General features: G+C 71.7%; 20 protein-coding genes. 10 read left to right on the forward strand and 10 right to left on the reverse strand.

What is annotated here, in order from left to right; genetic code table 11:
- Positions 1 to 39: 39 nt before the first annotated feature.
- The 4 genes from AC07F3_RS09915 to AC07F3_RS09930 all read right to left on the reverse strand — a co-directional run bounded on the left by AC07F3_RS09915 (position 40) and on the right by AC07F3_RS09930 (position 4,548).
- Positions 40 to 912: an ANTAR domain-containing protein gene (locus tag AC07F3_RS09915; RefSeq protein ID WP_479112282.1), complete on the reverse strand. Its 873-nt coding sequence runs from the start codon at positions 910 to 912 to the stop codon at positions 40 to 42.
- A 378-nt stretch (positions 913 to 1,290) separates the two neighbouring features.
- Complete coding sequence (locus AC07F3_RS09920) at positions 1,291 to 1,614, reverse strand: hypothetical protein (protein ID WP_479112284.1); 324 nt, start codon at positions 1,612 to 1,614, stop codon at positions 1,291 to 1,293.
- Between the two features lie 162 nt (positions 1,615 to 1,776).
- On the reverse strand, positions 1,777 to 3,309 hold the full coding sequence (locus AC07F3_RS09925) for an ArnT family glycosyltransferase (RefSeq protein ID WP_479112286.1): 1,533 nt from the start codon (positions 3,307 to 3,309) through the stop codon (positions 1,777 to 1,779).
- A gap of 126 nt (positions 3,310 to 3,435) precedes the next feature.
- Positions 3,436 to 4,548: an ABC transporter substrate-binding protein gene (locus AC07F3_RS09930; RefSeq protein ID WP_479112288.1), complete on the reverse strand. Its 1,113-nt coding sequence runs from the start codon at positions 4,546 to 4,548 to the stop codon at positions 3,436 to 3,438.
- 459 nt (positions 4,549 to 5,007) lie between these two features.
- On the opposite strand from AC07F3_RS09930, the gene AC07F3_RS09935 reads away from it, so the two are divergent.
- The 5 genes from AC07F3_RS09935 to ku all read left to right on the forward strand — a co-directional run bounded on the left by AC07F3_RS09935 (position 5,008) and on the right by ku (position 13,003).
- Positions 5,008 to 7,179, forward strand: coding sequence for a M4 family metallopeptidase (locus tag AC07F3_RS09935; RefSeq protein WP_479112290.1), 2,172 nt, complete (start codon positions 5,008 to 5,010; stop codon positions 7,177 to 7,179).
- A 224-nt stretch (positions 7,180 to 7,403) separates the two neighbouring features.
- Positions 7,404 to 10,292, forward strand: coding sequence for an AAA family ATPase (locus AC07F3_RS09940; RefSeq protein ID WP_479112292.1), 2,889 nt, complete (start codon positions 7,404 to 7,406; stop codon positions 10,290 to 10,292).
- Between the two features lie 271 nt (positions 10,293 to 10,563).
- Entirely contained in the window at positions 10,564 to 11,364 is an 801-nt protein-coding gene (locus AC07F3_RS09945) for a SigB/SigF/SigG family RNA polymerase sigma factor (RefSeq protein ID WP_479112294.1), read from the forward strand.
- 126 nt (positions 11,365 to 11,490) lie between these two features.
- Positions 11,491 to 11,676: a DUF6381 family protein gene (locus AC07F3_RS09950; RefSeq protein WP_479112296.1), complete on the forward strand. Its 186-nt coding sequence runs from the start codon at positions 11,491 to 11,493 to the stop codon at positions 11,674 to 11,676.
- A 307-nt stretch (positions 11,677 to 11,983) separates the two neighbouring features.
- Positions 11,984 to 13,003 carry a non-homologous end joining protein Ku gene (gene ku, locus AC07F3_RS09955; RefSeq protein ID WP_479112298.1) on the forward strand — a complete coding sequence of 340 codons (1,020 nt, stop codon included), beginning with the start codon at positions 11,984 to 11,986 and terminating at the stop codon, positions 13,001 to 13,003.
- A gap of 13 nt (positions 13,004 to 13,016) precedes the next feature.
- Here ku and AC07F3_RS09960 read toward each other — a convergent pair whose 3' ends face one another.
- Together AC07F3_RS09960 and AC07F3_RS09965 are read right to left on the reverse strand one after the other, a co-directional pair.
- A complete protein-coding gene (locus AC07F3_RS09960; protein WP_479112300.1) occupies positions 13,017 to 14,288 on the reverse strand; it encodes an FUSC family protein in 1,272 nt (423 codons plus the stop codon).
- 72 nt (positions 14,289 to 14,360) lie between these two features.
- Positions 14,361 to 15,248, reverse strand: coding sequence for an SDR family oxidoreductase (locus tag AC07F3_RS09965; RefSeq protein ID WP_479112302.1), 888 nt, complete (start codon positions 15,246 to 15,248; stop codon positions 14,361 to 14,363).
- An 827-nt stretch (positions 15,249 to 16,075) separates the two neighbouring features.
- Here AC07F3_RS09965 and AC07F3_RS09970 point away from each other — a divergent pair.
- Both AC07F3_RS09970 and AC07F3_RS09975 read left to right on the forward strand, forming a co-directional pair.
- Positions 16,076 to 16,858, forward strand: coding sequence for a DUF2382 domain-containing protein (locus AC07F3_RS09970; protein ID WP_479112304.1), 783 nt, complete (start codon positions 16,076 to 16,078; stop codon positions 16,856 to 16,858).
- Positions 16,859 to 17,157: 299 nt separating this feature from the next.
- Entirely contained in the window at positions 17,158 to 17,319 is a 162-nt protein-coding gene (locus tag AC07F3_RS09975) for a DUF5670 family protein (RefSeq protein ID WP_114037515.1), read from the forward strand.
- Positions 17,320 to 17,522: 203 nt separating this feature from the next.
- On the opposite strand, the gene AC07F3_RS09980 is transcribed toward AC07F3_RS09975, so the two are convergent.
- Positions 17,523 to 17,726 (reverse strand): cold-shock protein, encoded by a 204-nt coding sequence (locus AC07F3_RS09980; protein WP_479112305.1) that lies wholly within the window; start codon positions 17,724 to 17,726, stop codon positions 17,523 to 17,525.
- A gap of 675 nt (positions 17,727 to 18,401) precedes the next feature.
- On the opposite strand from AC07F3_RS09980, the gene AC07F3_RS09985 reads away from it, so the two are divergent.
- From AC07F3_RS09985 to AC07F3_RS09995, 3 genes are all read left to right on the forward strand, one after another.
- Positions 18,402 to 19,130, forward strand: a complete 729-nt coding sequence (locus tag AC07F3_RS09985; RefSeq protein ID WP_479112307.1) for an SDR family NAD(P)-dependent oxidoreductase — start codon at positions 18,402 to 18,404, stop codon at positions 19,128 to 19,130.
- Positions 19,131 to 19,337: 207 nt separating this feature from the next.
- The gene (locus tag AC07F3_RS09990; RefSeq protein WP_479113055.1) at positions 19,338 to 20,606 is read left to right on the forward strand and encodes a geranylgeranyl reductase family protein; all 1,269 of its coding nucleotides are present in this window, start codon (positions 19,338 to 19,340) and stop codon (positions 20,604 to 20,606) included.
- Positions 20,607 to 20,784: 178 nt separating this feature from the next.
- The gene (locus AC07F3_RS09995; protein WP_479112309.1) at positions 20,785 to 21,099 is read left to right on the forward strand and encodes a hypothetical protein; all 315 of its coding nucleotides are present in this window, start codon (positions 20,785 to 20,787) and stop codon (positions 21,097 to 21,099) included.
- An 8-nt stretch (positions 21,100 to 21,107) separates the two neighbouring features.
- Here AC07F3_RS09995 and AC07F3_RS10000 read toward each other — a convergent pair whose 3' ends face one another.
- From AC07F3_RS10000 to AC07F3_RS10010, 3 genes are all read right to left on the reverse strand, one after another.
- Positions 21,108 to 21,632 carry a hypothetical protein gene (locus AC07F3_RS10000; protein ID WP_479112311.1) on the reverse strand — a complete coding sequence of 175 codons (525 nt, stop codon included), beginning with the start codon at positions 21,630 to 21,632 and terminating at the stop codon, positions 21,108 to 21,110.
- A 125-nt stretch (positions 21,633 to 21,757) separates the two neighbouring features.
- Complete coding sequence (gene proP, locus AC07F3_RS10005; protein ID WP_479113057.1) at positions 21,758 to 23,317, reverse strand: glycine betaine/L-proline transporter ProP; 1,560 nt, start codon at positions 23,315 to 23,317, stop codon at positions 21,758 to 21,760.
- Positions 23,318 to 23,618: 301 nt separating this feature from the next.
- Positions 23,619 to 23,957 carry an SCO0607 family lipoprotein gene (locus AC07F3_RS10010; protein ID WP_479112313.1) on the reverse strand — a complete coding sequence of 113 codons (339 nt, stop codon included), beginning with the start codon at positions 23,955 to 23,957 and terminating at the stop codon, positions 23,619 to 23,621.
- Between the last annotated feature and the right edge of the window lie 47 nt (positions 23,958 to 24,004).

Below are 24,004 nucleotides of genomic sequence, written 5' to 3' on the forward strand. Positions count from 1 at the left end.
TCCTCCACGCCTCCGGTCACCGCCCGGTGCCGCTCGGGGTCAGGGGCGGCGGGCTTCGGGTATGGCGGCGGGGTCGCGGGCGATCGCGTGGAGGTGTTCCAGCGCGTCCCCGACAATGGTGCGCCGGTGCCAGGCCAGCCACTCGCCGGCCTGCCGACCAGTCTGTGCGAGTGCTTTGAGCTGCGCCGGGTGCAGATCCTGGATGGGGCGCTCCAGATGGGCCGAGACCATGCCGACGCAGGTCCCGTCGGCGGTGACGAGCGGCACGCTGTGGCACGCGCGGCTGCCTGCCTCCAGGATCGCCTGGCGCGCCGCCGCGGTGAAGACCGGGTCGGTGGCGACGTCGCGCACCGTGGTCTGGGCGACCTCCATGGCCGCCTTCGCGCAGGATGTCCCCTGGTCGCCGACCACGGCGAAGAAGTCGACGAAATCGGCGCTCAGGCCGGTGTGCTTCTCGATGCGCAGAGCCCGCTCGGCAGGGTCGGCCAGCTGTACGTTGCCCATCGGGGTGTTGGTGATCGCCAGTGTCTGGGTCAGGACCGCGCTCAGCACCTCGCTGTGGTGGGCGCGGTCGGCCCCGTCCAGCCCCAGCGTGTCCAGCGGCGGGGCGCCCCGCCGGGCCCTGCCCGGGAACCACAGCGCCCGGCCCGGCTCCGGCCGGGGGGCCGTGAGCACGGCCTCGGCCACGGTCCGGAGCTTGATGTTGAAGCGCTGCGAGGCCTGCTGCATCAACGCGAACGCCGCCTCGGGCCCTCGCAGGCGGTAGCGCTCCATCAGCACTCCCTGCGCCTGGGCGATCAACGCCCGCGAGCGGACCTTGGCCCGCAGCTCCCGCACTTCCTGGCGGAGCCGCTCTCTCTCCGCCGCCGAATCGTCCGCTCCGGGCTCGGGTCTACCGAGCAGATCGGTCATCGCACTTGCTCCCGCATTCGCCTTCCGACAAGTCCGCAGGCCCTCGCATCCAGAAGGCAAGCCGAATCAACATACTCCGCGCACACGGGTGGGCCGACCTCGGCCCTTATCTGCCCCATAACGCACAAATCGTCGCTGAACCCGCCGGAATGACCGACGCGTCCCACACGCCGCGCACCCCGAACGGTGGAACACGCTGTGATGCCGCTCGATGACTCGTGGCCGGCTGCCAAGCCGCCCGAAATCCCCTGAACCGGTCACCGTGCACCACATGAACACCCCCCTCAAGGCGCTCAACCGCGGCGCGAGCGCCAGACGTTGCGGCCGCGTTCCACTTCTTCCTCGGGGACGTTCACCGCACCCACCCCGTGCGTCCCGTCAGTGCGCCGCCCGCTCCCCCTGGACGTACGGGTCCGAGGCCACGTCGTACGTTCCCGCGTGGAGGGACAGCTGCCCCACAATGCGCTCCCACTCGGCGAGTTCGGCCCAGCGGCGGCCGCCGTCCTTCCTGGCGGCCGGGCTGTCCGGCTCGTCCTCCGAGGGGCTGTCCGGGGCGGCGGCGAGAAGACGGAACGCCTGGGCGGCCTCGTGATGCCCCATCCCCTGCGCCTGCCGACGCACCGCCTCCCGCCCGGCCCTCTCCGCCTCCGTGGGCCCCGCCGCTTCCGGATCCGGCTCACTCAGCGGCTGCTCGTACGCCATACCTGTCCTACTCTCTGCTCGATGCGGGTTCCGTGTCCGTGTGCCCCAGGACTCTCTTCGGTCAACGCACCGCCCGGTGCGGGGAGTTCCGGGGGAGGCGGTTTCGGCGGTCCCGCGTCCTCCTGGACCGGCGGGCAGCGGGAGCTCGCGACCGGTGAAAGGTCAGTACTGGCGCAGAGAGGGCCAGAGCCGGGACCACGGCTCGTGGGGGCCTTCGCACAGCGCGATCTGCGCGTGCTGCTCCTGGTTGCCGATGCCGTGTCCGTTGTCGATCAGGCCGACGGTGCGGCAGTCGGCGAAGGGCTGTCGCGGGCGGTGGCGGCCGTCGGCCTGCTCGACGAGCAGGACGGGACCGTCGTCGCCATTCGGGGGCGGCCCCCAGTCGTACAGACTCATGTGACCGGAGTACGCGACGGGGAGCCCGTACGCGGACCCGTACCGGGCGAGTGCGCCTGCCTCGCCGTAGTTCGAGGTGAGCAGGACGGCATGGGTGCGCCGTGGTGGGGGGATCGCGGTCCAGGCGGCGGCCACGGTACGGGTGAAGCGGAGCCAGCCGACCTGTTCGCCCTGGTCGATGTCGACGGCGTTGGTCACCGCGACCGCGGACACCGGCAGTACCGGCAGGGCGGCCAGGGCGCTGGTGGCCGCAGCCAGGAGCAGGAAGGGGGCGAGGGTTCGCCAGGAGCGGCGGGCACGCCGTAAAACGGGTTCGCATCCCGCCGCCGTCACGGCGAGCAGCAACGGGAGCGGGTAGTACGGCTTGCCTCCGCCGACCAGTACCAGGACGCAGAGCAGGGGGTAGGCCGGCGCCAGCGGGCGGGCCCAGCGCAGCTCGTCATCGCGCAGCAGCCGACGCAGGCCCACGATCGCGACCGGCACCAGGACCGGGGAGAACTGGAGCAGGTGGAGCGGCAGGAAGAGCAACCGTCCCGACACCCCGTTGACGTGGCTGAGCACCCGGGCCACCTTCAACTCGGGCCAGCCGTTCGCCGCCTGCCACCAGAGCGTGGGCGCACTGACGAGGAGCGCGAGGAACAGCGCGAGCAGCGGTCCGAGCAGCCTCCGCGCGCTTTCCTTCCGGGGACGTCGCGCGAGGTCGCGCCAGGGGCGGCCCGACAGGACCCCCAGGGCGAGCGCGAGGATCAGGGCGAGGAGCAGGGACACGACGAGCTGCTTGTTCAGCAGGGTCACCCCGACCAGCACGCCCAGCACCGGCCACCAGCGGCCGTCGCGGGTGCGCAGCAGCCGGAGCGTCACGAGCAGGACCGCCAGCTGCGCGGTGAGGTCGAAGGTGCTGGTGGACAGCAGGTGGCCGATGGCCAGGACGTAACCCGAGCACGCGCAGCACGCCGCCGCGAGAATCTGCCCGCCCCGCCCGGCCCCCACCTCGCGCGCCAGCAGCGCGGTCAGCACCACCGAGCAGGCGGACAGCAGCGCGGGGACGACGCGCAGCCCCGTCGGGCTCGCGCCGAAGACCGCGGCACCCGCCCGGGCGAGCAACGGGGTCAACGGCGGCTGATCCACATAGCCCCAGGCCGGGTGCCGGCCGGCGAGCAGGAAGTAGAGCTCGTCGCGGTGAAAGCCGTACCGCCCGGACAACGCGATCAGCACCACGGCGAGAGCCCCCGCCACCGCCACGACCGGCCGCACCGCGAACGGCCTCGGCCCGAGCCGCCCATCCCCCCGAATGTCCACCGCCGCAGTCTGGCAGCGGCATCCGGCGCGGCCAAGGCCGTTACGGTGAATCACCAACGCCGCGGTGGGGCGGCCCCGCTGCCTCAAGTCGCCACGGGCACAGCCCAGTTGAACCCTTCCCGCTTCTCAGCCCGTGTGAAGGACGCGAAAGCGGTCGGGGTCCGCCGGGTCGCGCTCGACCACCTGGACCGCCGGCCAGACCCATTGCCACACGCTGATGTCCGGCGTGCGGGAGAACCGGATCTGCCCGCGGGTGCCCTCGACCGCGACGCCCGGCCAGGATTCGGCGATGCGCGCACGGTCGTCACCCTGGGAACGGAGCACATCGGCGAGCACGGTGATCGTGTCGTAGCCCTCGAAGGCCACGAAGGAAGGCTCTTGGGCCAGCCGCTCGCCGAGGACCTGCTCGACTCGCGCGCCGAGCGGGGTGAGCCGGTCGGGCCGGTAGCGCAGGAACGGGACCGCGGTGCCGTCCTCGCCCAACAGTCCTGCCCACCCGGCGAACTCCGGTTGCCCTGCCGGCGCGCCGATCCTGAGGCCCGCGAGGCGCTGGTCAGCGCGGACGGACTTGACGATCGGAACCGCCGGCTCCGGGAAGCCGACCAGCAGAAGGAGGGCCGTCGCGCCACGGTCGACGAGGGCGTCGCTCAAGGCGGCGGGGGTGAGCCCGCGCGCGTCGAGTTCGATGAGAGTGGCGCCGCGCGGGGCGAGGTGGTCCCGCAGAATCCGGGTCCCCGTCGCCCAGTAGACACTCGGCTCCGCCGCGACCGCGATACGGCGGTGGCCCTCGCCGAGCAGGAAGTCCGCGTAGATCTCCCAGCCGTGGGACTGGGCCGGGGGCAGGCGTGCGACCCACTGCGTCGGCCGGTCGGTGAGCGCGTCGAGCACCGCTGACGAGCAGAGGAACGGCAGGCCGAGGGCGTCGGCCCGGGCAGCGGCGGCGCGCGCGACGACGCTGTGGTACTCCCCTGCCACGGCAGCCACGCCGAGGGCGGCGAGTTCGTCCACGGCCGCCGCGGCCCGGCGCGGATCGGCCGCGGTGTCCCGCACCACCAGCTCAAGGGGACGCCCATCAATGCCGCCGGTGTCGTTGACGTCGCGTACGGCCAACTCGAGTCCGGCGAGCAGGTGTCGGCCCGCTTCGACCCAGCCGGGCGGGGTCAGCGGGACGAGAGCACCGATCCGGACGGATCGCCCGTCAACCGGTGCCGTTCCAGGCGGCGATGGTGGCGTGCTCATGCTGCGGCATCTCCCGTACGACGATTCGGTCGCGGCCCCCCGGTCCATGGCGAGCGTCCCGGCGGACCCACGAAGGGCGTCGAGGTGAGGAACGAGGTCCCCCACCTCGACGAGTCAAGATCATCCGGCGGGCAGCCTACCCACGCCGGGATCAACGATCCAGACCCCGGGCCCTGCCCGGGGCTTCCCCCCGAGCCCGGGTGGACGTACGTACGGTGGCGGGCGCAGGGGCGCCCGCGGGGCAAGCCCGGCCAACCGGCCGCCGGGATAGGGAAACCCCTCGCACTCCGGCCAGTGCCTGTCCGCCGTCGCCGCCCTCGCGGACACTCGTGCGTCGGTGCGGCTCCTGCCAAGAGCGGCGTCGTCAGCACAGCCCCCGGCGTCCGCTGCCTCCCTCGACTTCCCCGCGCGGCAGCGGCGGACGCCCCCCTGCCCGAAGCGAAAGGAACCCCCACTCCTATGGAGATACGAAGAGCCGCGAGACTCCTGACGGTCACGCTGGCCTGTGTGTCCATGTCCGCCATCGCCCTGCCCGCCGCCATGGCGGCTCCGGCTCCGCAGCCGCATCCCACCCCCGCAGGTCCGGGCGCCTTCGCCGCCGCTCCCTATACGGCCGATCCGACGCCGGCCGTGCGCAGCCGCGTCGTCGACGCCGCGCAGAAGGCGCTGGCGGCCCATTCCGGTGCGGCCCACCACACCGACGGAGACGCCTTCGCGGTCCGGAACCTGGTGGTCGACCGCGACGGCTCCGCCTCCGTCCGCTTCGACCGCACGTACAAAGGACTGCCCACCTACGGCGGCGACGTCGTCGTGCGCCTGAAGCAGGACGGCACCTACCAGTCACTCGCCACCGGAGCGCAGACTTCCGCGGCGGTCTCCACGACACCCCAACTGGCCGCCCCCAGCGCGGCGAAGGTGTCGACAGCGGCGTTCAAGGGCCACGTCGACTCGGTCTCCGCCGCGCACCTGGCGGTGCAGATGGAGGGCGCGGCGGCCACCCTGGTCTGGGAGACCGTCGTCAGCGGCACGCGCCCCGACCAGACCCCCAGCCGTCTGCACGTCCTGGTGAACGCCCGTACCGGCAAGGTCGTACGGACCAATGACGAGGTGAGCACGTTCGCGGCCGAGGGGGCCGCGCACGCCACCGCCTCGAAGGTCGGTGCGGCGGCGCGGCCCGCCGCACCGACCGTCGCCGGCACGGGGCAGACCATCTACAGCGGCAGGGTCTCCCTCGACGTCACCCAGAGCGGCGGCGGCTACTCGATGCAGGACCCGTCGCACGGCAACGGCTACACGACCAACCTCAACCACGCCACCAGCGGCACGGGTTCGGTCTTCACCAGCTCCAGCGGCACCTTCGGCAACGGCTCCACCAGTGATCCCGCATCGGCCGGTGCCGACGCCCACTACGGCGCGGCGGAGACGTTCGACTACTACAAGAACGTTCAGGGCCGCAACGGCATCTTCGGCGACGGCCGCGGCGTGCCGTCGCGCACCCACTACGGCAACGCGTACGTGAACGCCTTCTGGGACGGCACCCAGATGACCTACGGCGACGGCCAGAGCAATGCCCGCCCGCTGGTCGAACTCGACGTCGCGGGCCACGAGATGAGCCACGGCGTGAGCGGCGCCCTCACCGGCTGGGACGAGACCGGCGAGACCGGCGGCATGAACGAGGGCACCAGCGACATCTTCGGCACCATGGTCGAGTTCTACGCCAACAACCCGGTCGACACCCCCGACTACACCATGGGCGAACTCATCAACATCAACGGCGACGGCCGGCCGCTGCGCTACATGTACGACCCCTCCCTCGACGGCCACTCGCCCAACTGCTGGGACAGCAGCAACGGCAGCCTGGACCCGCACTACTCGATGGGCCCGCTGAACCACTGGTTCTTCCTGGCCGCCGTGGGCAGCGGCGACCACGGCTACGGCAACAGCCCCACCTGTGACAACTCGACGGTCACCGGCATCGGCAACGACAAGGCCGCCAAGATCTGGTACAAGGCGCTCGCGTCGTACGCCAACAGCAGCGAGAACTACCACCAGGCCCGCACCGATTCACTGAAGGCCGCCGCCGACCTCTACGGCGCGCACTGCACGGAGTACAACACCATCAACGCCGCCTGGGCGGCGGTCAGCGTCACCGGCGCCGACCCCGTGCCCGGCAGCTGCAACGGGCAGCCGGGCTCCCCCTCGGTCACCAACCCGGGCAACCAGAACGGCACCGTCGGCACCGCGGTCTCCCTGCAGATCCAGGCCAGCGACCCCGGCGGCAAGACGCTCACCTACAGCGCGACCGGACTGCCCGCGGGGCTGACCATCAACTCCTCCACCGGACTCATCACCGGCACCCCGACCACCGCCGGGACCTCGTCGGTGACCGTCACCGCGAAGAACCCGGACAACGCCACCGGCACGGCCTCCTTCACCTGGACCATCACCGGCGGCGGCAACCCGCCGGGAGGCTGCGGCAACCTCCCGGCATGGAGTGCCTCCACCAGCTATGTGCCGGGCGACCAGGTCGCGTACAAGGGCCACAAGTGGTCCTCGCAGTGGTACTCGACCGGAGCCGAGCCCGGGGCGCCCGGCTCCTGGGCCGTCTGGAAGGACGGCGGCGCCTGCTGATCCCACCACCTGGCGCCTTCCAGCAACTGCCCTTTATGGACGGGCCGTTGGTCATCCGACCGGCGGCCCGTTCCGTCTGCCCGACGGCTTGGCCGGTCACCCTTCGATTGGTCTTGACCTTTCACCGAGGGCGGTCCTACATTCGGCGCGGCACAACGAAATGAACGACAGGCGCGTGTCCACTGCCTGAGGCATGAACAAGGCTGTGTCCGAAGGGGCTTGCGATGACCGAGCCGACCCTCCTGGCGCCGGACGGCCCGGCGAACGCCCTCCCGTCCGCCGTCGAACGCGGCGCCTTCCACGACACCGTACGCACCCATCTCCACCGCGGCGGCGGAGTCGTGCTCACCGGCCCGCCGGGCATCGGCAGAACCACGGTGGCCTGCCAGGTGGTGGCGGACCTGCGTGACCGCGGCCACCGGGTGCTGCGCTGCTCGCCCTCCCCCGCCGAACGCAACAGCCCCTTCCTCGGCCTCATCGACCTGCTGACCGGCGTCGACGAGGACGACCTGGCCGCCTTGGCCGCACACGAAAGAGCCGCCCTCGAAAGGGCCCTGCTGCGCAGCACGCCCGCCGTCGAGGCCGACGCGGGCACGGTGACCGGGCGGGACGCACTCGTGCTGCGCATCGCCGTCCGCAAGGTCTTCGCACTGCTCGGCGAGACCGGTCCCCTCCTGCTGGTCATCGACGACGCACCGTGGCTCGACCGGCAGACGGCCGAGATCCTCACCTATCTCGCCCGCCGCGCCGACCCCGGCCTGGGGGTGCTCGCCACCGTGCGGACCGGGGTCGCGGACGACACCGACGACGAGCCCAGACCCTGCTCCGACGACGGCGCCCTGGAGCTCTGCCCCCGGCCGGTCCGCCGGATGCCGGTCCCACCCCTGACCGCCAACGAAGTGGCCGAACTCCTCGAACAGCACGACCACCCGGCGTGGCCCCGCCCGCTCCTCGCGCGCCTGCACCAGGCCAGCGGCGGCAACCCGCGCACGGCGCTGGAGCTCAGTTCCGCGCTCGACGAACGCGTACGGGTCGAGGGGGCGGACCTGCCCGACCCCACCGAACCGCTGCCCGTGCCCGGCTCCCTGCGCCGACCGATCCTCGACCGGATCGATGCCCTGCCCGCCGGCGCCCGGCAGACCCTGGTCGTCGCGAGCGCCGCCGTGCGCCCCACGGTGGAGTTGCTGCGACGCGCGGGCCGCCGCCACGCCGCGGCCGATCTGGACACGTGCGTCAGGCAGGGCATCATCCGCGTCAGAGGCGCGTCGGACCACGCGACCATCGCCTTCCTGGATCCCCTGACGCCGATGGTGCTCCAGTCGGGAACCTCCTGCGCACGTCTGCTGGACGCTCACCGCGCGCTGGCCGACGCGTCCGACGACGCGGTCGAGCGCGCCCACCACATCGCGCGGCTCGCGGCGGGCCCGGACCCCGTCGTGGCGGCGCGGCTCGACGCCGCCGCTGCGGCGGCCCGCCGCCGGGGTGCCCCCAGGACCGCCGCGCGTCTGGGCCGCCTGGCCGCCGAGTACACCCCTGCCGAGCAGGCACAGGTCGACATCGACCGCAGACTCACCGCCGCCGAGGACGGCATCGAGGCCGGAGACCTCGGCTTCGCCCGGCAGCTCGCGCACGAGGTTCTGGGTGACGCCCGGCGCCCGGCCGAGCGCGTGCGTGCCTGGAACGTCGTGATCGACTCGTGCGGCCAGGCGATGGCCGAGATCGCCGACGTCTTCCCGGAAGCGGTACGCGACGCGGCAGGCGAGCCCGGACTGCTCGCCCAGCTCCACTACCGGATGAGCTGGCGGGAGTGGATGGTGGGCGGATCGGCGGCCCGCGCGCACGGCCATGCCGTCCGGGCCGCCCGGCTCGCGGCGGGGGCCGGCGACCGGCGGACCGAACTGCTGGCCCTGACCCAACAGGCGGCCCTGGAACTCTTCCTGGGGCTCCCCCAGGCGCAGGCGACGCTGGCAGCCGCCCTGACTCCCCCGCACGACGTGCACGCCATGACGCACCACAACGGGCCCTTCTACCTCAAGCACCGGTTCCACCTGGTGCGCGACGAGCTGGACGAGGCCCGCGCCGAACTGCGCACCCTCGTCTACAGGCTGCGCCAGCGCGGCTCGGCCGACAGCCTGAGCCAGTGCCTCATCGGTCTCGCGCAGGTCGAGATCCAGCGCGGCCGCTGCCGCCCCGCCCTGTCCATCGCCCGGCAGAGCCTGCGCATGACCGAAGAGGCGGGGCTGAGCCAGGGGCCCGCCTGGTACGCGGTCTCCCTCGCCGAGACGGCCGGCGGCACCCTCGGTCGGGCGCTCACCGCGGCGGAGGCGGCCAGGCGCCACAGCGAGGACGACGACGACCGGCTCTTCCTGCCCCGGGCCCTGCACGCCGAGGGAAGGATCCGGCTGTTCAGCGGCCAGAGCGAGCAGGCGGTCGAACTCCTGCGCCGTACCGGGGAGTTGGAGACCGCACAGGGTCAGCGCGACCCCGCGACCCGGCGCTGGCACGCCGACCTCGCCGAGGCCCTGGCCGCCGTCGGCGCCCCGGACGAGGCGGAAGCGGTCATCCGGCCCGCCCGCCACCAGGCCACGCGCCTCGGGCGGCCCGGTGTCCTGGCCACGCTCGACCGGGCGGCAGGGGCCGTCGACGCGGCCCGCGGCCGACTCCCCCGGGCGGCCGCGGGGCTGGAGAGCGCGGCAGCGCGGCTCCAGGCCGCCGGGTATCCGCTGGAGGAGGCACGGACCAGGGTGGCCCTGGGCCGGGTGCGGCGCCTGCTCGGCGAAGAGGCCGCCGCGCGCGCCGCCTTCGCGGGCGCGCAGCGGATCTTCACCAAGGCCGACGCCCGCCCCTGGTCCGCGATGACCCGCGCCGAACGCGACCGCGCGCAGGACAGTCCGGCCTGCCTGCCGGAAGAGGGCTGGTCGGCACCCCTCACGTCGACCGAACGCAGCGTCGTCGCCCGCGTCGCACAGGGCGCCACCAACCGCGAGATCGCGTCCGGTCTCGTGCTCAGCGTGAAGACGGTCGAAGCGGCCCTCACCCGCGCCTACCGCAAGCTGGGCGCCAAGTCACGCGTGGAGATCACCCGCATGGTGATGGCCCAGCCCACCGCGTAGCCCGCGCCCCTGCGCTCCACCTGCACGAACGTCCGCCCGCCGCCGCGGCCGGGCATCCGGTCCCACCTGCAACCCGAACGTGTGAAACGTGTGAACGGGGCGATGACCCCCGTTTGCGGGGTGGGAACGGGGGCAGGCGCCCCACGTGCTTCGGACCGGAGGCACGCCCGTGGGACCGCTGTGTCCTGGGCGCGCCGACTCCGGTTGTGCCCTTCACGCATGAGGTTCCGCGGCTGTCACCCAGCTGACCGACGTGCAGGAGCCCCCTCCGATGCCCACCACCGTTCTCTCGCGCCACCACGACGCGCCCGACACCCAGGCCGCCTTCACCCGCCTCAACTCCCTCGCAAACGGCCCCGAGCACGACGCCCTGCGCGACGACCTCGTCACCCAGTGGCTGCCCATGTCCGAACGGCTGGCGGGCAAGTACCGCAACCGGGGCGCCGACATCGAGGACCTCCGCCAGGTCGCCGCCATGGGCCTGATCAAGGCCGTCGACCGCTACGAGGCGGCCCGCGGGGCCTTCGAGGCCTATGCCATTCCCACCATCAACGGTGAGATCAAGCGGCACTTCAGGGACGCCCTGTGGTCCGTGCACGTCCCGCGCCGGGTCCAGGAACTGCGCAACAAGGTCCGCGCGGCGCGCAGCGAGCTCAAGTCCGCCCAGCCGGGCGAGCCGACCATCGCCGAGCTCGCCGCCCACACCGGGCTGGAGGAGGACGAGGTCCGTGACGGGCTCGAAGCCCTCCAGTCCTTCAGGAGCCTCTCCCTGGAGGCCGAATCCGGCACCGACGGCACCAGCGACGGCGAGGGACCGTCCCTGTCCGACACGCTCGGGACCACCGAACCCGGCTTCGACCACGTCATCGACCGCGAGGCCGTCCGGCCCGCTCTCCAGGCGCTGCCCGAGCGCGAGTCGAAGATCCTCTACATGCGGTTCTTCCAGGAGATGACCCAGCACCAGATCGCCGACGAACTGGGCATCTCCCAGATGCACGTCTCACGCCTCATCGCCCGTACCTGCACCCGGGTGCGGAACCAGGCCCTCGCCGAACGCGACGCAGCCGCCTGACCCCCGATCGGGTCCTGTTCGCACACCGGCCCGGTCGGCGCCCGCCGTCACGGGTGCGGGGTAATCGCGGTGACCGCGCAGAGTGCACCCGCACCCCGGCCTCTCGAACCACCTAGGAGAATCACCGTGAGCACCACGGACGAAGCAGGCGACCTACGCATCCGACAGCTGCGGGACCAGGTGGACGCACTCAACGCCGCCGCGGCACGCGCCCGGGACCCCGAACTGCGTCGACGCCTCCTGGAGAAGGCCCGCCTCCTCCAGGATGAAGGCGAGCGGCACCCCAGCGCCGATCCGGCCCCGTCCAGGTAATCCCCGGCGAGCGAAGGGGATGGCACCGGCCGGGCACCGCCCACCCTCCGGGCACACGACCCCGGATGACGTATTGTTGACGATTGAAGGGCCTTGCCGCCTCCCCCGTCGGCAAGGCCCTTCGTCGTGGACGCCGACCTCCCCCGCGGATGAACGGCGCCGCCCTCCCGGCCCCGGCGAGCGGCCGCCGCGTCGGCGATGGCACGGGCACCACCGGACAGCATCCGTGGGACGGCGCCGGCGCGACAGGTCACCGGCGGGTTGAGAACCTACGGAAAAGGGGGCTGACGACGAAGGCGGTGGCGCGGTGGCCAGACCCGTGTGGTCAGGAGTCCTCAGTTTCGGCCTGGTCAGCATCCCGGTGGGCCTGTACACCGCGACCGACACCCACACCATCCACTTCCACCAGCTCCAGCGCGGCACTTCGGACCGGATCCGAGACCGGCGGGTGAACGAACGCACCGGCGAGGAAGTCGACGCGAAGGACATCGTCAAGGGCTACGACACCGGCGAGGAGTACGTCATCGTCGAGCCCGCCGAACTCGACGACATCGCGCCCGGCCGCTCCCAGGCCCTGGAGATCACCGGGTTCGTGGACCTCGACGAGATCGAGCCGATCTACTTCGACCGGACGTACTACCTCGCCCCGCGCGGCAAGGGCTACGCCAAGATCTACAGCCTGCTGGAGCAGGCCCTGGAACGGTCGGCGAAGGCGGGCATCGCCACCTTCGTCATGCGCCAGCACGAATACCTCGTCGCAGTGAAGGCCGAGGACGGCCTCATCACCCTGCACACGCTGCACTGGGCCGACGAGATCCGGAACCCGAAGGAGGAGATCGGCGACCTCCCCGGGAGAACCTCCGCCTCGAGCAAGGAGCTGCGCATGGCCGAGCAGCTCATCGAAGCGCTCAGCATGAGCTGGGACCCCGGGCGCTTCCACGACACGTTCCAGGAGAAGGTCAGCGCCCTCATCGAGGCGAAGAAGGCCGGCGAGAGCGTCGAGAAGGCCGGGCCCGCTCCGAAGCCGTCGCCCGCCCTCGACCTGATGGAAGCCCTGCGCGCCAGCGTGGAAGGGGCGCGCAGCCCCAAGGACAGCCGTGACAAGGCCACCGCACGAGGCAGCGGGTCCAAGCGCGCCGCCCGGCACACGGCGAAGAAGCCGTCCGGGAAGAAGCGCGTCCAGTCCTCGAAGAAGGGGGCCGACCCGCGGACGATGAACAAGGCCGAGCTCTACAAGAAGGCGACGGCGGCCGGAATCGAGGGCCGCTCCACCATGACGCGTGACGAGCTGATCCAGGCCCTCGGCGACCGGCGCCAGGCCGCCTGAACCCACGGCGCGCTCATGCGCCGTCGCCTCGGCATCGGTCCGGCTCAGAGCGGTCCTCGGACGGTTCGAAACTGCCGCCCTCGTTGTCCGGCTCCTCGTCGGGCGCACGTCCCGCGATCTCCGACAGGTCACCGAGCAGCCGGATCGTGTCGGCGGTGACGGCCGCGAGCGCGTCCGGCAACTCCCCGCTGCGCTCACGGAAGACCGCACTGAGCCGGGCCTGAGCGGCGTACGCCGTCCTCAGCGCTTCCCGCCGGTCCCGGCCGCGCTCGCTCGCCGTATCGTCCGCCTGCGACGCGTCGGCGGTGGAGCGCTCCAGTGTGTCGTCCAGCTCGCACACGTCCCCCGCGGCCCGCAGCAGCTCGGCGACGATGGCGAGCGCCGGATCCGGAAGGACGGCGTGGTCGGACCTGCCTTCGGCGGCCTCGGTCAGCGTCCGGGTGATCGCTTCGACATGGCTCGTGATCCGGTCCCAGGTGAAGTCCCAGTCCGCGGCGGGCGGCACCGGGGCGGAGCGGCGCAACCTGTGACCCGGATTGAAGCGGTAGCTCTCGTCCGACCAACTGCGGGCGGTGCGCAGGTCGGTGACGCGATCGGTGAGCCGCCGGGCCCGGTCGTGCCAGGCCTGCGCCTCCTCGCGGGTCAGGCCGTCGCCGCCGAGGCCGTCCGCGATGGTGTGCAGCAGCGCGGCGCTCTCATCCGGCAGGTGTCCGCGCAGGTGGCGCACGCTGCGGGAGTGCACCGGAGGCAGCACCAGCGCGTTGACGGCGAGCCCGATGGCCGCCCCCAGCAGCGTCTCCAGGAGCCGGTGCAGGATGTCGAACCCCGAGTACGTGCCATAGACCAGGACGAACAGGGCAGCTGTCGGCGCGTTGAGACCCTGGGCGCCGAACCGGGCGTACGAGCCGAAGAGCATCGTCACCGGCAGCACGATGACCATGGCCAGCATGGTGTCGCCGGTGAGCACACCGGCACCGGCCGCGAGCAGCGTTCCCATGACCACGACCACGAACTGCTGCAAGGCCGTTTTGAGCGACCGGTAGACCGTGCTCTGCACCAGGAAGATCGCCGTCCAGGGTGCGAGCAGCGCCATCGGCGCCTTCCACCACCAACCCGCCAGCGCCCAGGCGATCAGCGCCGCCGCGGCGGCCTTCAACGCCTGGACGGCGGTGTCACGTTCGGGCCCCGGCCCGCGCAGCGCCCGCCGCGTCGACCGGGCCACGGCCGCACACTCCCAGCCCGCCCACTGCCACCACTGCACGGCGGCCTGACTCAGATCTCTCAACGTTCCGTCCTGTCGTCCCGCCCGCCGCGGCGGACCATGCCGGGCAGGGCCACCTGCGGTGCCTGCCCGGGCCTACGGAAGCGGGGAGCCACCGGTGGCGTTCAGTACTTCCGCGGTGATGAAACTGGCGCGCTCGGAGGCGAGGAAGACGTAGGCGGGCGCCATCTCGGCGGGCTGCGCCGGCCTTCCCAGCGGGGCCTGCTTCCCGAACTCGGCCGTGTCCGGCAGTGTCGCCGGGATGAGGGGTGTCCACACGGGACCCGGCGCGACGGCGTTGACGCGGATTCCCCGTTCGGCCAGCATCTGCGCCAGGCCCTTGGTGAAGGTGACGATCGCCCCCTTCGTCATCGCGTAGTCCAGCAGATGGGGACTGGGCTGGTACGCCTGCACCGAGGTCGTGTTGATGACGGACCCACCGGCCGGGATGTGCGGCACGGCCATCTTCGTCAGCCAGAACATCCCGTACAGGTTGGTGCGCAGGACCCGGTCGAACTGCTCGGTGGTGATGGCTTCGATGCCGTCGGGCTGGGACATCTGGTACGCCGCGTTGTTGACCAGTACGTCGATGCGCCCGAACTCCGCGACCGCGCGGTCGATCAGGTCACGGCACTGCTGCTCCTCGCGGATGTCGCAGCTCACCGCGACGGCCCGGCGCCCCGCCGCCTCCACCAGGTCCACGGTCTCGCGGGCATCGTCCTGCTCTTCCGGCAGATGGGTGAACAGCACGTCGGCGCCTTCGCGGGCGTAGGCGAGCGCCACCGCCCGCCCGATGCCGGAGTCACCCCCCGTCAGGACGGCCTTGCGGCCGGCGAGGAGCCCGCTGCCCCGGTACGTCTGCTCGCCGTGATCCGGCGGCGGGTCCATCGGCCCGGTCCAGCCGGGGTGCTGTTGGTCCTGCTGGGGCAGATCCGGCTGCGGGTACTTCTCGGTCGGGTCCTGCGGACCGATCGGGTCTGTCATGGGGCGCCTTTCTCCAAGGGGGACAACCACGGTCCCGGGGGGGGCGGCCGCAAACCCGCGGCGCGAGGTGCCGCGGGAACACGACCCGGCCGCCGCGGGTGCCGAGTGCGGCTCCACGTCGCTGAACGCTCCGGCTCCATGGAGGCGTACGGACCACCGGCGCGGGCGGTCTCCGGCGGGCCCCGGTCACATCCTGGGGCACCTCTGGCTCGGAGACTCTTCCCGGAACCACAGAGCGAGTACCCCGATCAGCGCATATATGCGGCCGCGCGTGTTCCGGGACATGCGGAACCCCTGCCCGTCCGCCGCGGCGGGCCGGAACCCAGCGGCCCCGGACGCACCACGCGCCCACGGGCCCGGCTCCACGAGATGGAGCGCGACCTGGAGCTGTGACAGCGGGGGCAGGCCCCTCGGTCGGCGGGACAACCGGTGGGCGAAGGCAGGACGTATGGCATGACCACGCCGTACCGTCGACCGGCCATCGGCTCCCGGCGCCGACGGGCGCCTGGCGCAGCAAACAGCTCAGCGCTCTTCGGGGTCCCAGCACATATGGACCGCGGCCTTCCCACCATCGGCCGAACGAGGGCCGACGTTCCCCCCTCCCCGCTGCCCGCCCCACCCGTCAGGGCAGCCCAGCACAGCACTCCCGTACGAAACCGGCACACGCGGGCCCTCTGCCTTCCCGGCGTGCGCGGGGGCAGCGGCGGCTCACGGCGGGGGACTGCGTTTGCGTGACCCGTCGGTAGGGGCGGGAGTGGGGACAGGGCGCGGCTTCCCCATGGGGCGCACGGAACCCCCGGCCGTAGCCGTCAAGGAGCGAGGAAAGCATGACCACAGCGTTTCTCCATACCGGCCAGCTCAAGGACCTCACCGTTCGTGACCGCGACGGCGCCAAGGTCGGCACCGTCGAGCAGGTCTGGCTCGACGACCGCACGGGCCAGCCGGAGTGGGTGACCGTCAAGACGGGACTCTTCGGAATGAAGGAGACCTTCGTTCCCCTGTCCGGCGCCCGCAGCGACGGTGACACCCTCACGATCATGCACCCCAAGTCCGTCGTCCACGACGCCCCTCACGTCGACGCCGACCAGCACCTGGACGCGGACGAAGAGCGCGACCTGTACCGCCACTACGGCCTCCACGGGGACACCGCACGCGGCACCGGCAAGACGGGCACCGCGGCGGCCGGCACCCGGCGCGGCGACGAAGAGCTCGTGCGTTCCGAGGAGCGTTTGCACGTCGGAACCGAGGAGCAGGAGGTCGGCCGGGCACGCCTGCGGAAGGTCGTGGTGACGGAGAACGTGGTCACCACCGTCCCCGTCAGCCACGAGGAGGTCCGGGTCGTGCGCGAGCCGATCCGTGACGGCGACCCGGTCCGCGCCGACATCGGTGAGGCCGAGACCGAGGTGACCCTGCACGCCGAACGCCCGGTCGTGGGCAAGGAGAAGGTCGCCGTCGAACGCGTCCGCCTGGAGACCGAGAAGGTGACCGAGCAGCAGGAGGTCTCCGAGAAGGTCCGCAAGGAGCAGATCGAATACGACGACGGTACGGGCAAGGGCGGCCGACGCGGCAACGAGCGGGGCCGCGGCGACCGGCGGGGCCCGCAGCACTGAGCTGCTGTCCCGACACCCGGCCTTCCTCGGGGCGCTGACGCGGCGCGAGCCGCTCCCCCCAGAGGCCGTCTGCCCGCGAGCGCTGCCTCCGGGCACACGGTGGGGCCCGGCCGTAGGTTCCGGCCGGGCCCCACTCGTGCGTCCACGCCCAACCATGTCCTTGATCTGGGGTGATCTGGGGCGTCTTCCGCATCCCGGCAATCGACTACGGGTGCCCCGTACGAAGAATTCGAACCACTTTCCCGCGAGCGATTGGCGTGTGCATTCCCGGGCACACGGCGGTCTGGAGGTTGATAACTATGGTTCCCCTGCTTCTCGTTCTCCTGCTCGCCCTGATCCTGTTCGGCGCAGGATTCGCACTCAAGGCACTGTGGTGGATCGCCATCGTGGTGCTGGTCCTGTGGCTCATCGGATTCGTCGCCCGCCCGCGTGGCGGGAGCGCCCGATGGTATCGCTGGTAACGCGACACATCGGTCACAAGACAACCCGCAGGGCTCTCACGTCATAAGGGTTGCGACCCCTGGCACTGCGCCCCGCCGATTCGTTCGGCGGGGCGCAGTGCCGCGAAGCGGGCGCGAGGGGCGGACAGAGTCGACCACCCCTCCGTGGGCCCACGGCTCGCTCCGTCAAGCAGCTCAGGAGCCGCGGGAGAAGCCGGGGCCGGTCAGGCGGTGACGATGTTCTCCGCCTGGAGCCCCTTCTGTCCCTGCGTCACGTCGAAGGTGACCTTCTGGCCTTCCTGGAGCTCGCGAAATCCCATGGCCGCGATGCTGGAATAGTGAGCGAAGACGTCGGGTCCGCCGCCGTCCTGCTCGATGAATCCGAAGCCCTTTTCCGAGTTGAACCACTTCACGGTTCCACTGGCCACTGTGTCCTCCTATTAGGGAGCTGGAGACGGTGCCCGCACTCTGCGGAGACCCAAGGTGAATTGCCTGGCCCGCAGAGAATCTGAACAGCACAATCGCCCATGAGCTGAACCCACGGGCGACACATACTTCGGAACCATGACAGCTGAATTCGACGCTACACCGAGCCCCCCGTCCCCACCCGTCGAACACGCGCCACCACCCCACATAGGTACGCGGGGACACGTCCACATCGGGTGCGAAGGTGAACCGACCGACAGCGCGCCCCAGGGTGAACTGGCGTCGACTGGACCGTGCCATGCCACCTGCCGGCCATCCCGCAGGCCGTGCGGGCCGACGCGTTTCCGAGGCCTCCGCCTGGGGCGACGGCGCGGGTTGGAGTGTCGGTCGGCCGCCGGGGCAAAGGCGCACTCGGCGTCTGTGACGGGCGTCAGCCGGTGCACGACATCGTGCTCGGCGTCGGCTTCTTTGATCGCGAGGTGGACCATCAACCGGTGGGGTGAAGCGCCGTTCCAGTGCTCCTGCTCAAGCGCGGCACCCTCTCGGCCGTCTCCCCGTGCGCCCCATCCGTCCTGTCCACCCCATCCGCCCGACAATCCATGACAGGCTGAAACCGCCCGTCACCGTGAGCACGACCCGAATCAAGGAGAGCCTTCCATGCGCACAGCGGTGCGATCATGAGCCGGATCCTGGTGACCGGTTCCGCGGACGGACTGGGGCGGGCCGCGGCGGACGCCTTGCTGAGCGCCGGTCACGACGTCGTGGTGCATGCCCGGAACGAGGAGCGCGCGGCCGACACGCAGCCTCTGGTCGACCGCGGAGCGGGCATCGTCGTGGGCGATTTCGCGGATCGCGACGCCGTGCGGCGCATCGCCACCGAGCTCAACGCCGCCAAGCCGCTCGACGCGGTCATTCACAACGCCGGGGTGTGGAGCGGACCGGCGGTCATGCCGGTCAACATCATCGCCCCGTACTTGCTCACGGCCCTGCTGCGCGGGCCGCGCCGCCATGTCTACCTGAGCAGCGGCTCGCACTTCGACGGCCGGCCCTCGCTGACCGGCGTCGACTGGCGCGGCGCGAGCGCGGGTTCGTACGCCGACAGCAAGCTGTTCGTCACGACGCTCGCCGTCGCGGTCGCCCGGCTGCGCCCCGACGTGCTGAGCAACGCCGTTGATCCGGGATGGGTGCCCACCAAGATGGGCGGGCCGGGCGCACCGGACGACCTCGAACTCGGCCATCGGACGCAGGAGTGGCTGGCCTCCAGCACTGACCCCGAAGCCCTGACGAGCGCGGGGTACTGGTACCACCACCAGCGACAGCAGCCCCATGACGCGGTGGGTGACGAGGCGTTCCAGGACCGTCTCCTGAGCGTTCTGGCCCAGGAGACGGGTACCCCGCTGGACTGACCGCGGGTCACATCGGGGTGAAGGGGCTGCCTCTTCCCCTCGATCCGGTCGCCTGGTCCTCTTCTCGCGGACATCCGCCAGTTCCCGGTGTCGCGGCCGAGAATCGCCCATAGTGGAAGAGTGATCACACGAGACGATGGCACGGGCGACCCCGCCGGACCGGACGGCCGACAGGCCGAGCAGCAGGACGGCGAGGAAGCGCAGGTCCTGGTGGTGGGAGCGGGACCGGCAGGGTCCGCGGCCGCGCTCCATCTGGCCCGGGCCGGCGTCGAAGTCGTGCTCCTGGAGAAGAGTGGCTTCCCCCGCGACAAGGTGTGCGGGGACGGGCTCACCCCACGCGGCGTGCACCAACTGGTGCGCATGGGCATCGACATCAACGCACCCGGGTGGATGCGCAACCGCGGCATGCGCTGGGTGTGCGAAGGTCGACAGGTCGACATCGACTGGCCCCGCCTCGGCAGCCATCCCGACTTCGGGCTCACGCGCAGCCGCCGGGACTTCGACGACATCCTGGCCCATCAGGCGGTCGCGGCCGGAGCCCGGCTGCGCACCGGGATGCGGGTCACCGCCCCGCTGACCGACCGGGCGGGACGGATCACCGGGGTGACCGCCCTGGCAGGACCCGACAAGCGGCCCGTCCGCTTCCGGGCTCCGCTGGTGGTCGCCGCGGACGGCGCCTCGGCGCGGACCGCCGTGCAGCTGGGGCTGGAGCGCGACCCGCGACGCGTCATCGCCACCGCCGCCCGCCGCTACTACCAGAGCGAGGACCGCTCCCAGGATCCCTATCTGGAGCTGTGGGCCGACCTGTTGTGCAGCAGGACCGGCCGCGACCTGCCCGGGTACGGCTGGGTCTTCCCGCTCGGGGACGGCCGGATCAACGTCGGTCTCGGCGCCATGCCCCACCGCCGCCACGGCCCGATCGACCTGCGCACGACGATGGACCGATGGCTGGGGCGCCTCCCCCGGGAGTGGGGCGTGACCGAGGAGAACGCCACCTCCCCGTTGCGCAGTGCCGCCCTGCCGATGGGCTTCAACCGGCATCCCCAGTACCACCGTGGGCTGTTGCTGGTCGGGGACAGCGCGGGCATGGTGAGCCCCTGGAGCGGCGAGGGCATCGGGCAGGCCCTGGAAGCGGCCGAGGTCGCCGCGGAGACGATCGCGCTGGCGCTGGCCAGGCCCGCCGGGGCCGGGCGGGAACACGCCCTGCGGCAGTACCCGGCGGAGATCAACCGCCGCTGGGGCCGCCACTACCGGCTCGGCAACCTGGCCGGTGATCTCGTCCTGGGCCGCTACGGCTACCGGCCCGTCCTCCACCCGCGCGTCATGGCCTCACCGACCCTGCTGCGGGCCCTCGCCCGCCTGCTGACCCACGTCGCCGACGAACCACCCCGCGACACGCTCGACGCCGTACTGCACACGCTGATGCGCGCCGTCCCCCGAACCCGGCCCCCTGCCCGGAGCACCCGGCCGTCCTGAGGGACCGCTCGCCGCGCACACCACCCCCACGCGCCCGTTCCCAGTACGGGCGCCTGGGGCCGGTGCTCCCACACGCCCCCGCTCTCACACCCGTGCGCCATCACGCTCCGCCCGCCGCCCGGTCCATGCTCGTGTCGCACCCGTAACTGCCGTTCGAGTACGCGAGAGCGAGCACACCATGCGACGACTTCCCACCGCCCTGGGCATCCTGACCGCGGCCCTGCTGCTCACCGTGGCCCTGCCCACCTCTTCCCAGGCCGCCACCGGCAGGTTCGACTACACCGGCACCGACGGCGTACCCAGCGCGATCTTCAACCCGCCAGACGGCCCCTGCATCGGCTTCAACCGGACAGCCGTCGGCGTCGACAACCAGACGGACACCGGCGCCACCCTCTACACGGGCCTGGCGTGCAGCGGCATCACCGAATACGTGCCCCCGCGCACGGGGCTGACCTGGGGCACGTACAGGCCCAACAGCGTACGGTTCGGCTGAACCGGCCCTCACCGGTGCCCGCGAGGCCCCTCGACCCGGCGCGTCCGCCAGCGGGGGGCCCGGTCGTCGGGCACGTCCGGCGAGGCGAAGTGGAACGGCACTCCGAGGTGGTCCGCCAACGCCCGGCCGACCGCGGCAGCCACGAAGCCGGGCGCACTCTCATGCGCGCCGCGATACACGGTCGCCAGCTCGCCCTCCCCCACCGGGTCGTCGAGCACCGCGACCAGCAGCACGAACCAGTCGTGGACCGTGTCGCCCTCCCAGAGTGCCTCGACCGCCACCACCCGGCCGGGGAAGGTCGCGGCGCGCCCCGCGAGTGAGGGAACGTCGAGCGGCTCGGGCTGCCTGCGCACCTGGTCGCCCAGCGCTTCGTACCGCGCCTGGACCACCAACTCCGCGTCGTGCAGGCCCACGTCGAGCGGACGCAGCGCCTCCCACACGACCTTGACCGCCATGATCCGGCGGCCGCCCATCAGGTTGGTGTCCACCTCGCGGCGAGTCCGGTCCTCCAAGTAGCCCCACCATCGGCTCACAAGAGGTCCTCCGGACCGGCTTCCCTCGCATGTGTCATGAGCCGCAACCTATGACAGTGTCGTACGGTTGCCGAATCCGGTCCACGACGAGGAAGGCCGAGGTCCGCGCCCGCGAGGCCGTCGCGTCAGTCGTGCCGGTCGCCCTTGCCGCGCCGCTCGGAGCGGTGTGTCACATGCGGCAGGTGTCCCTGGCGCAGCTGGAGCCAGATGTCACGTGCGCGCCGGCCCGCATGAGTTCGGCTGTGCGCCACCATCTCGCGTGCCTCTTCCTCGGACTCGGCCATGGCCGACGAGCCCCGCAGTGGCTTGCCCGCCGTCTCGCGCAGATACAGGGCGGCGATGACCCCGATCACTCCCGCCACCATGAGGTAGTAGGCGGGTACGAGGTCGTTGCCGGTCGTGTTCACCAGGGCGGAGGCGATCAGCGGGGTCGTGCCGCCGAACAGGGACACGGAGAAGTTGTAGGCGAGTGAAAGACCGCCGTAGCGCAAGTGGGTCGGGAAGAGGGCGGGCAGCGTCGCGGCGCTCGTCCCCGCGAAGCACACCAGGAACAGGCCGAGGATGGCGCAGCCGATGGCGGGAAGCAGGATGCCGCCCTGGCGGATGAGCAGGAACACCGGCACGGAGAAGACCACCATCGCGCCTCCGCCCCACAGGAACAGCGGCCGTCGGCCGTAGCGGTCGGACGAGCGGCCGACGGCGGTGATGGTGAGAACGACGAGCACCATCGTGCCGAGCACGAGGAGTTGGGCGGTGAGCGCGGGTTCACCCAGTGTGGAGCTCATGTACGTCGGAAGATAGGACGTCACCATGTAGTTGGTGACGTTGTAGAGCAGGACGAGGCCGATACAGACCAGCATGGCCTGCCAGTGGTGGGTGAAGACCTCCTTGAGGCGGCCCTTGCCCGACATACGGGCCTGCTCCAGGCGCTCGTCCTCCTCGGAAGCGGCGCCACCCTTGGCCGCCGCCTGGCGTCCGCGTTCCTCGGCCTCCTGGAACGCGGGCGTCTCCTCCAGCCTGAGCCGCATGTAGAGGCCGATGAGCCCGAGCGGCCCGGCGACGTAGAACGGGATCCTCCAACCCCAGTCGATCATCTGGTCCTCGGACAGGACCCCGGTCAGGACGGTGACCAGGCCGGAACCGAGCGAGTAGCCGATGAAGGTGCCGAAGTCGAGCCAGCTGCCCAGGAAGCCGCGCATCCGGTCGGGCGAGTACTCGGCGATGTACGTGGTGGCTCCGGCGTACTCACCGCCGGTGGAGAAGCCCTGCACCAGTCGGCACACCAGGAGCAGGATCGGCGCGGCCATCCCGATCGAGCCGTACCCCGGCAGGAAGCCCACCGCGAAGGTGCTGATCGCCATCATGATCATGGTGACGGCGAGCACCTTCTGGCGCCCCACCCGGTCGCCGAGCGGCCCGAACACGAGCCCGCCGAGCGGCCGGACGAGGAAGGCCGCCGCGAAGGTGGCGAACGTCGAGATGACCTGCGCCCCGGGCGAACTCGACGGGAAGAACACCTTGCCCAGGGTGGCGGCGACGTACGCGTAGACGCCGAAGTCGAACCACTCCATCGTGTTGCCGAGCGCGGCCGCGGACACCGCGCGGCGCACGGCGGGTTTGTCGGCCACCTTGACGTCGCCCGCGCCCAGGGTCTTCTTCCGCCGGCGCAGCAACGTACGCACCATGCGTTCGGTCTGCACGCTTCCCGAGCCGAATCCACGACCTCGGCGACCCGGCTGTTCGGGCCCCCGCCTGATTGATTTCATGGGTACCTGCGCGTCGTCGTCGGTGGTTCCGCCACGCTTCGTGCGCTGCGCGGAGTGCTGCCGAACGCCGGTACCGGGGTCCGGTGCACGGCGTGCTGACATCAACTTCCCACCGCTTGCCCCAGCAGACGCGGCGCATGCGACGTCGCGGCGTGTCGCCCAGGCCGGTCGGACGGCTGACCGGCCCGCTTCCCATCGGCGCGGTCCGGCTCCGTTCCGGTCAGCCCTGCGACACCTCGATGATCTTCCCGTGCTCGTCCACGGTGTGACTCCGCCAGTACCGGTCCCACTGGTCGTCGACGTGCTGGGGCACCTTGCCCTCGGGGAAGCGGGTGTAGCCCTTGGGCGGCTGCTGCCCGTTGTCAATGCAGGCCCTGCCCGTCGATCCCACGGTCAGCACGGGGTACTCGCCGCCGCCGCAGATGGCGTCGTGCGTCGAACACCCCGCTACGGCGAAGAGCACGGCCGCCCAGCCCAGCACCCACACCGGCAGACGCCTCCGGCGCCGGGCACTGAGCACGGCGCTTGCCACCCGCGGGACAGGGAGGGACTGGTGCACGGTGAACTCCTGGTGAGTAGTCGCTTGTAGCGACCCTGCCCAGAACC

The sequence above is a fragment of the Streptomyces sp. NPDC045846 genome (assembly GCF_056431605.1).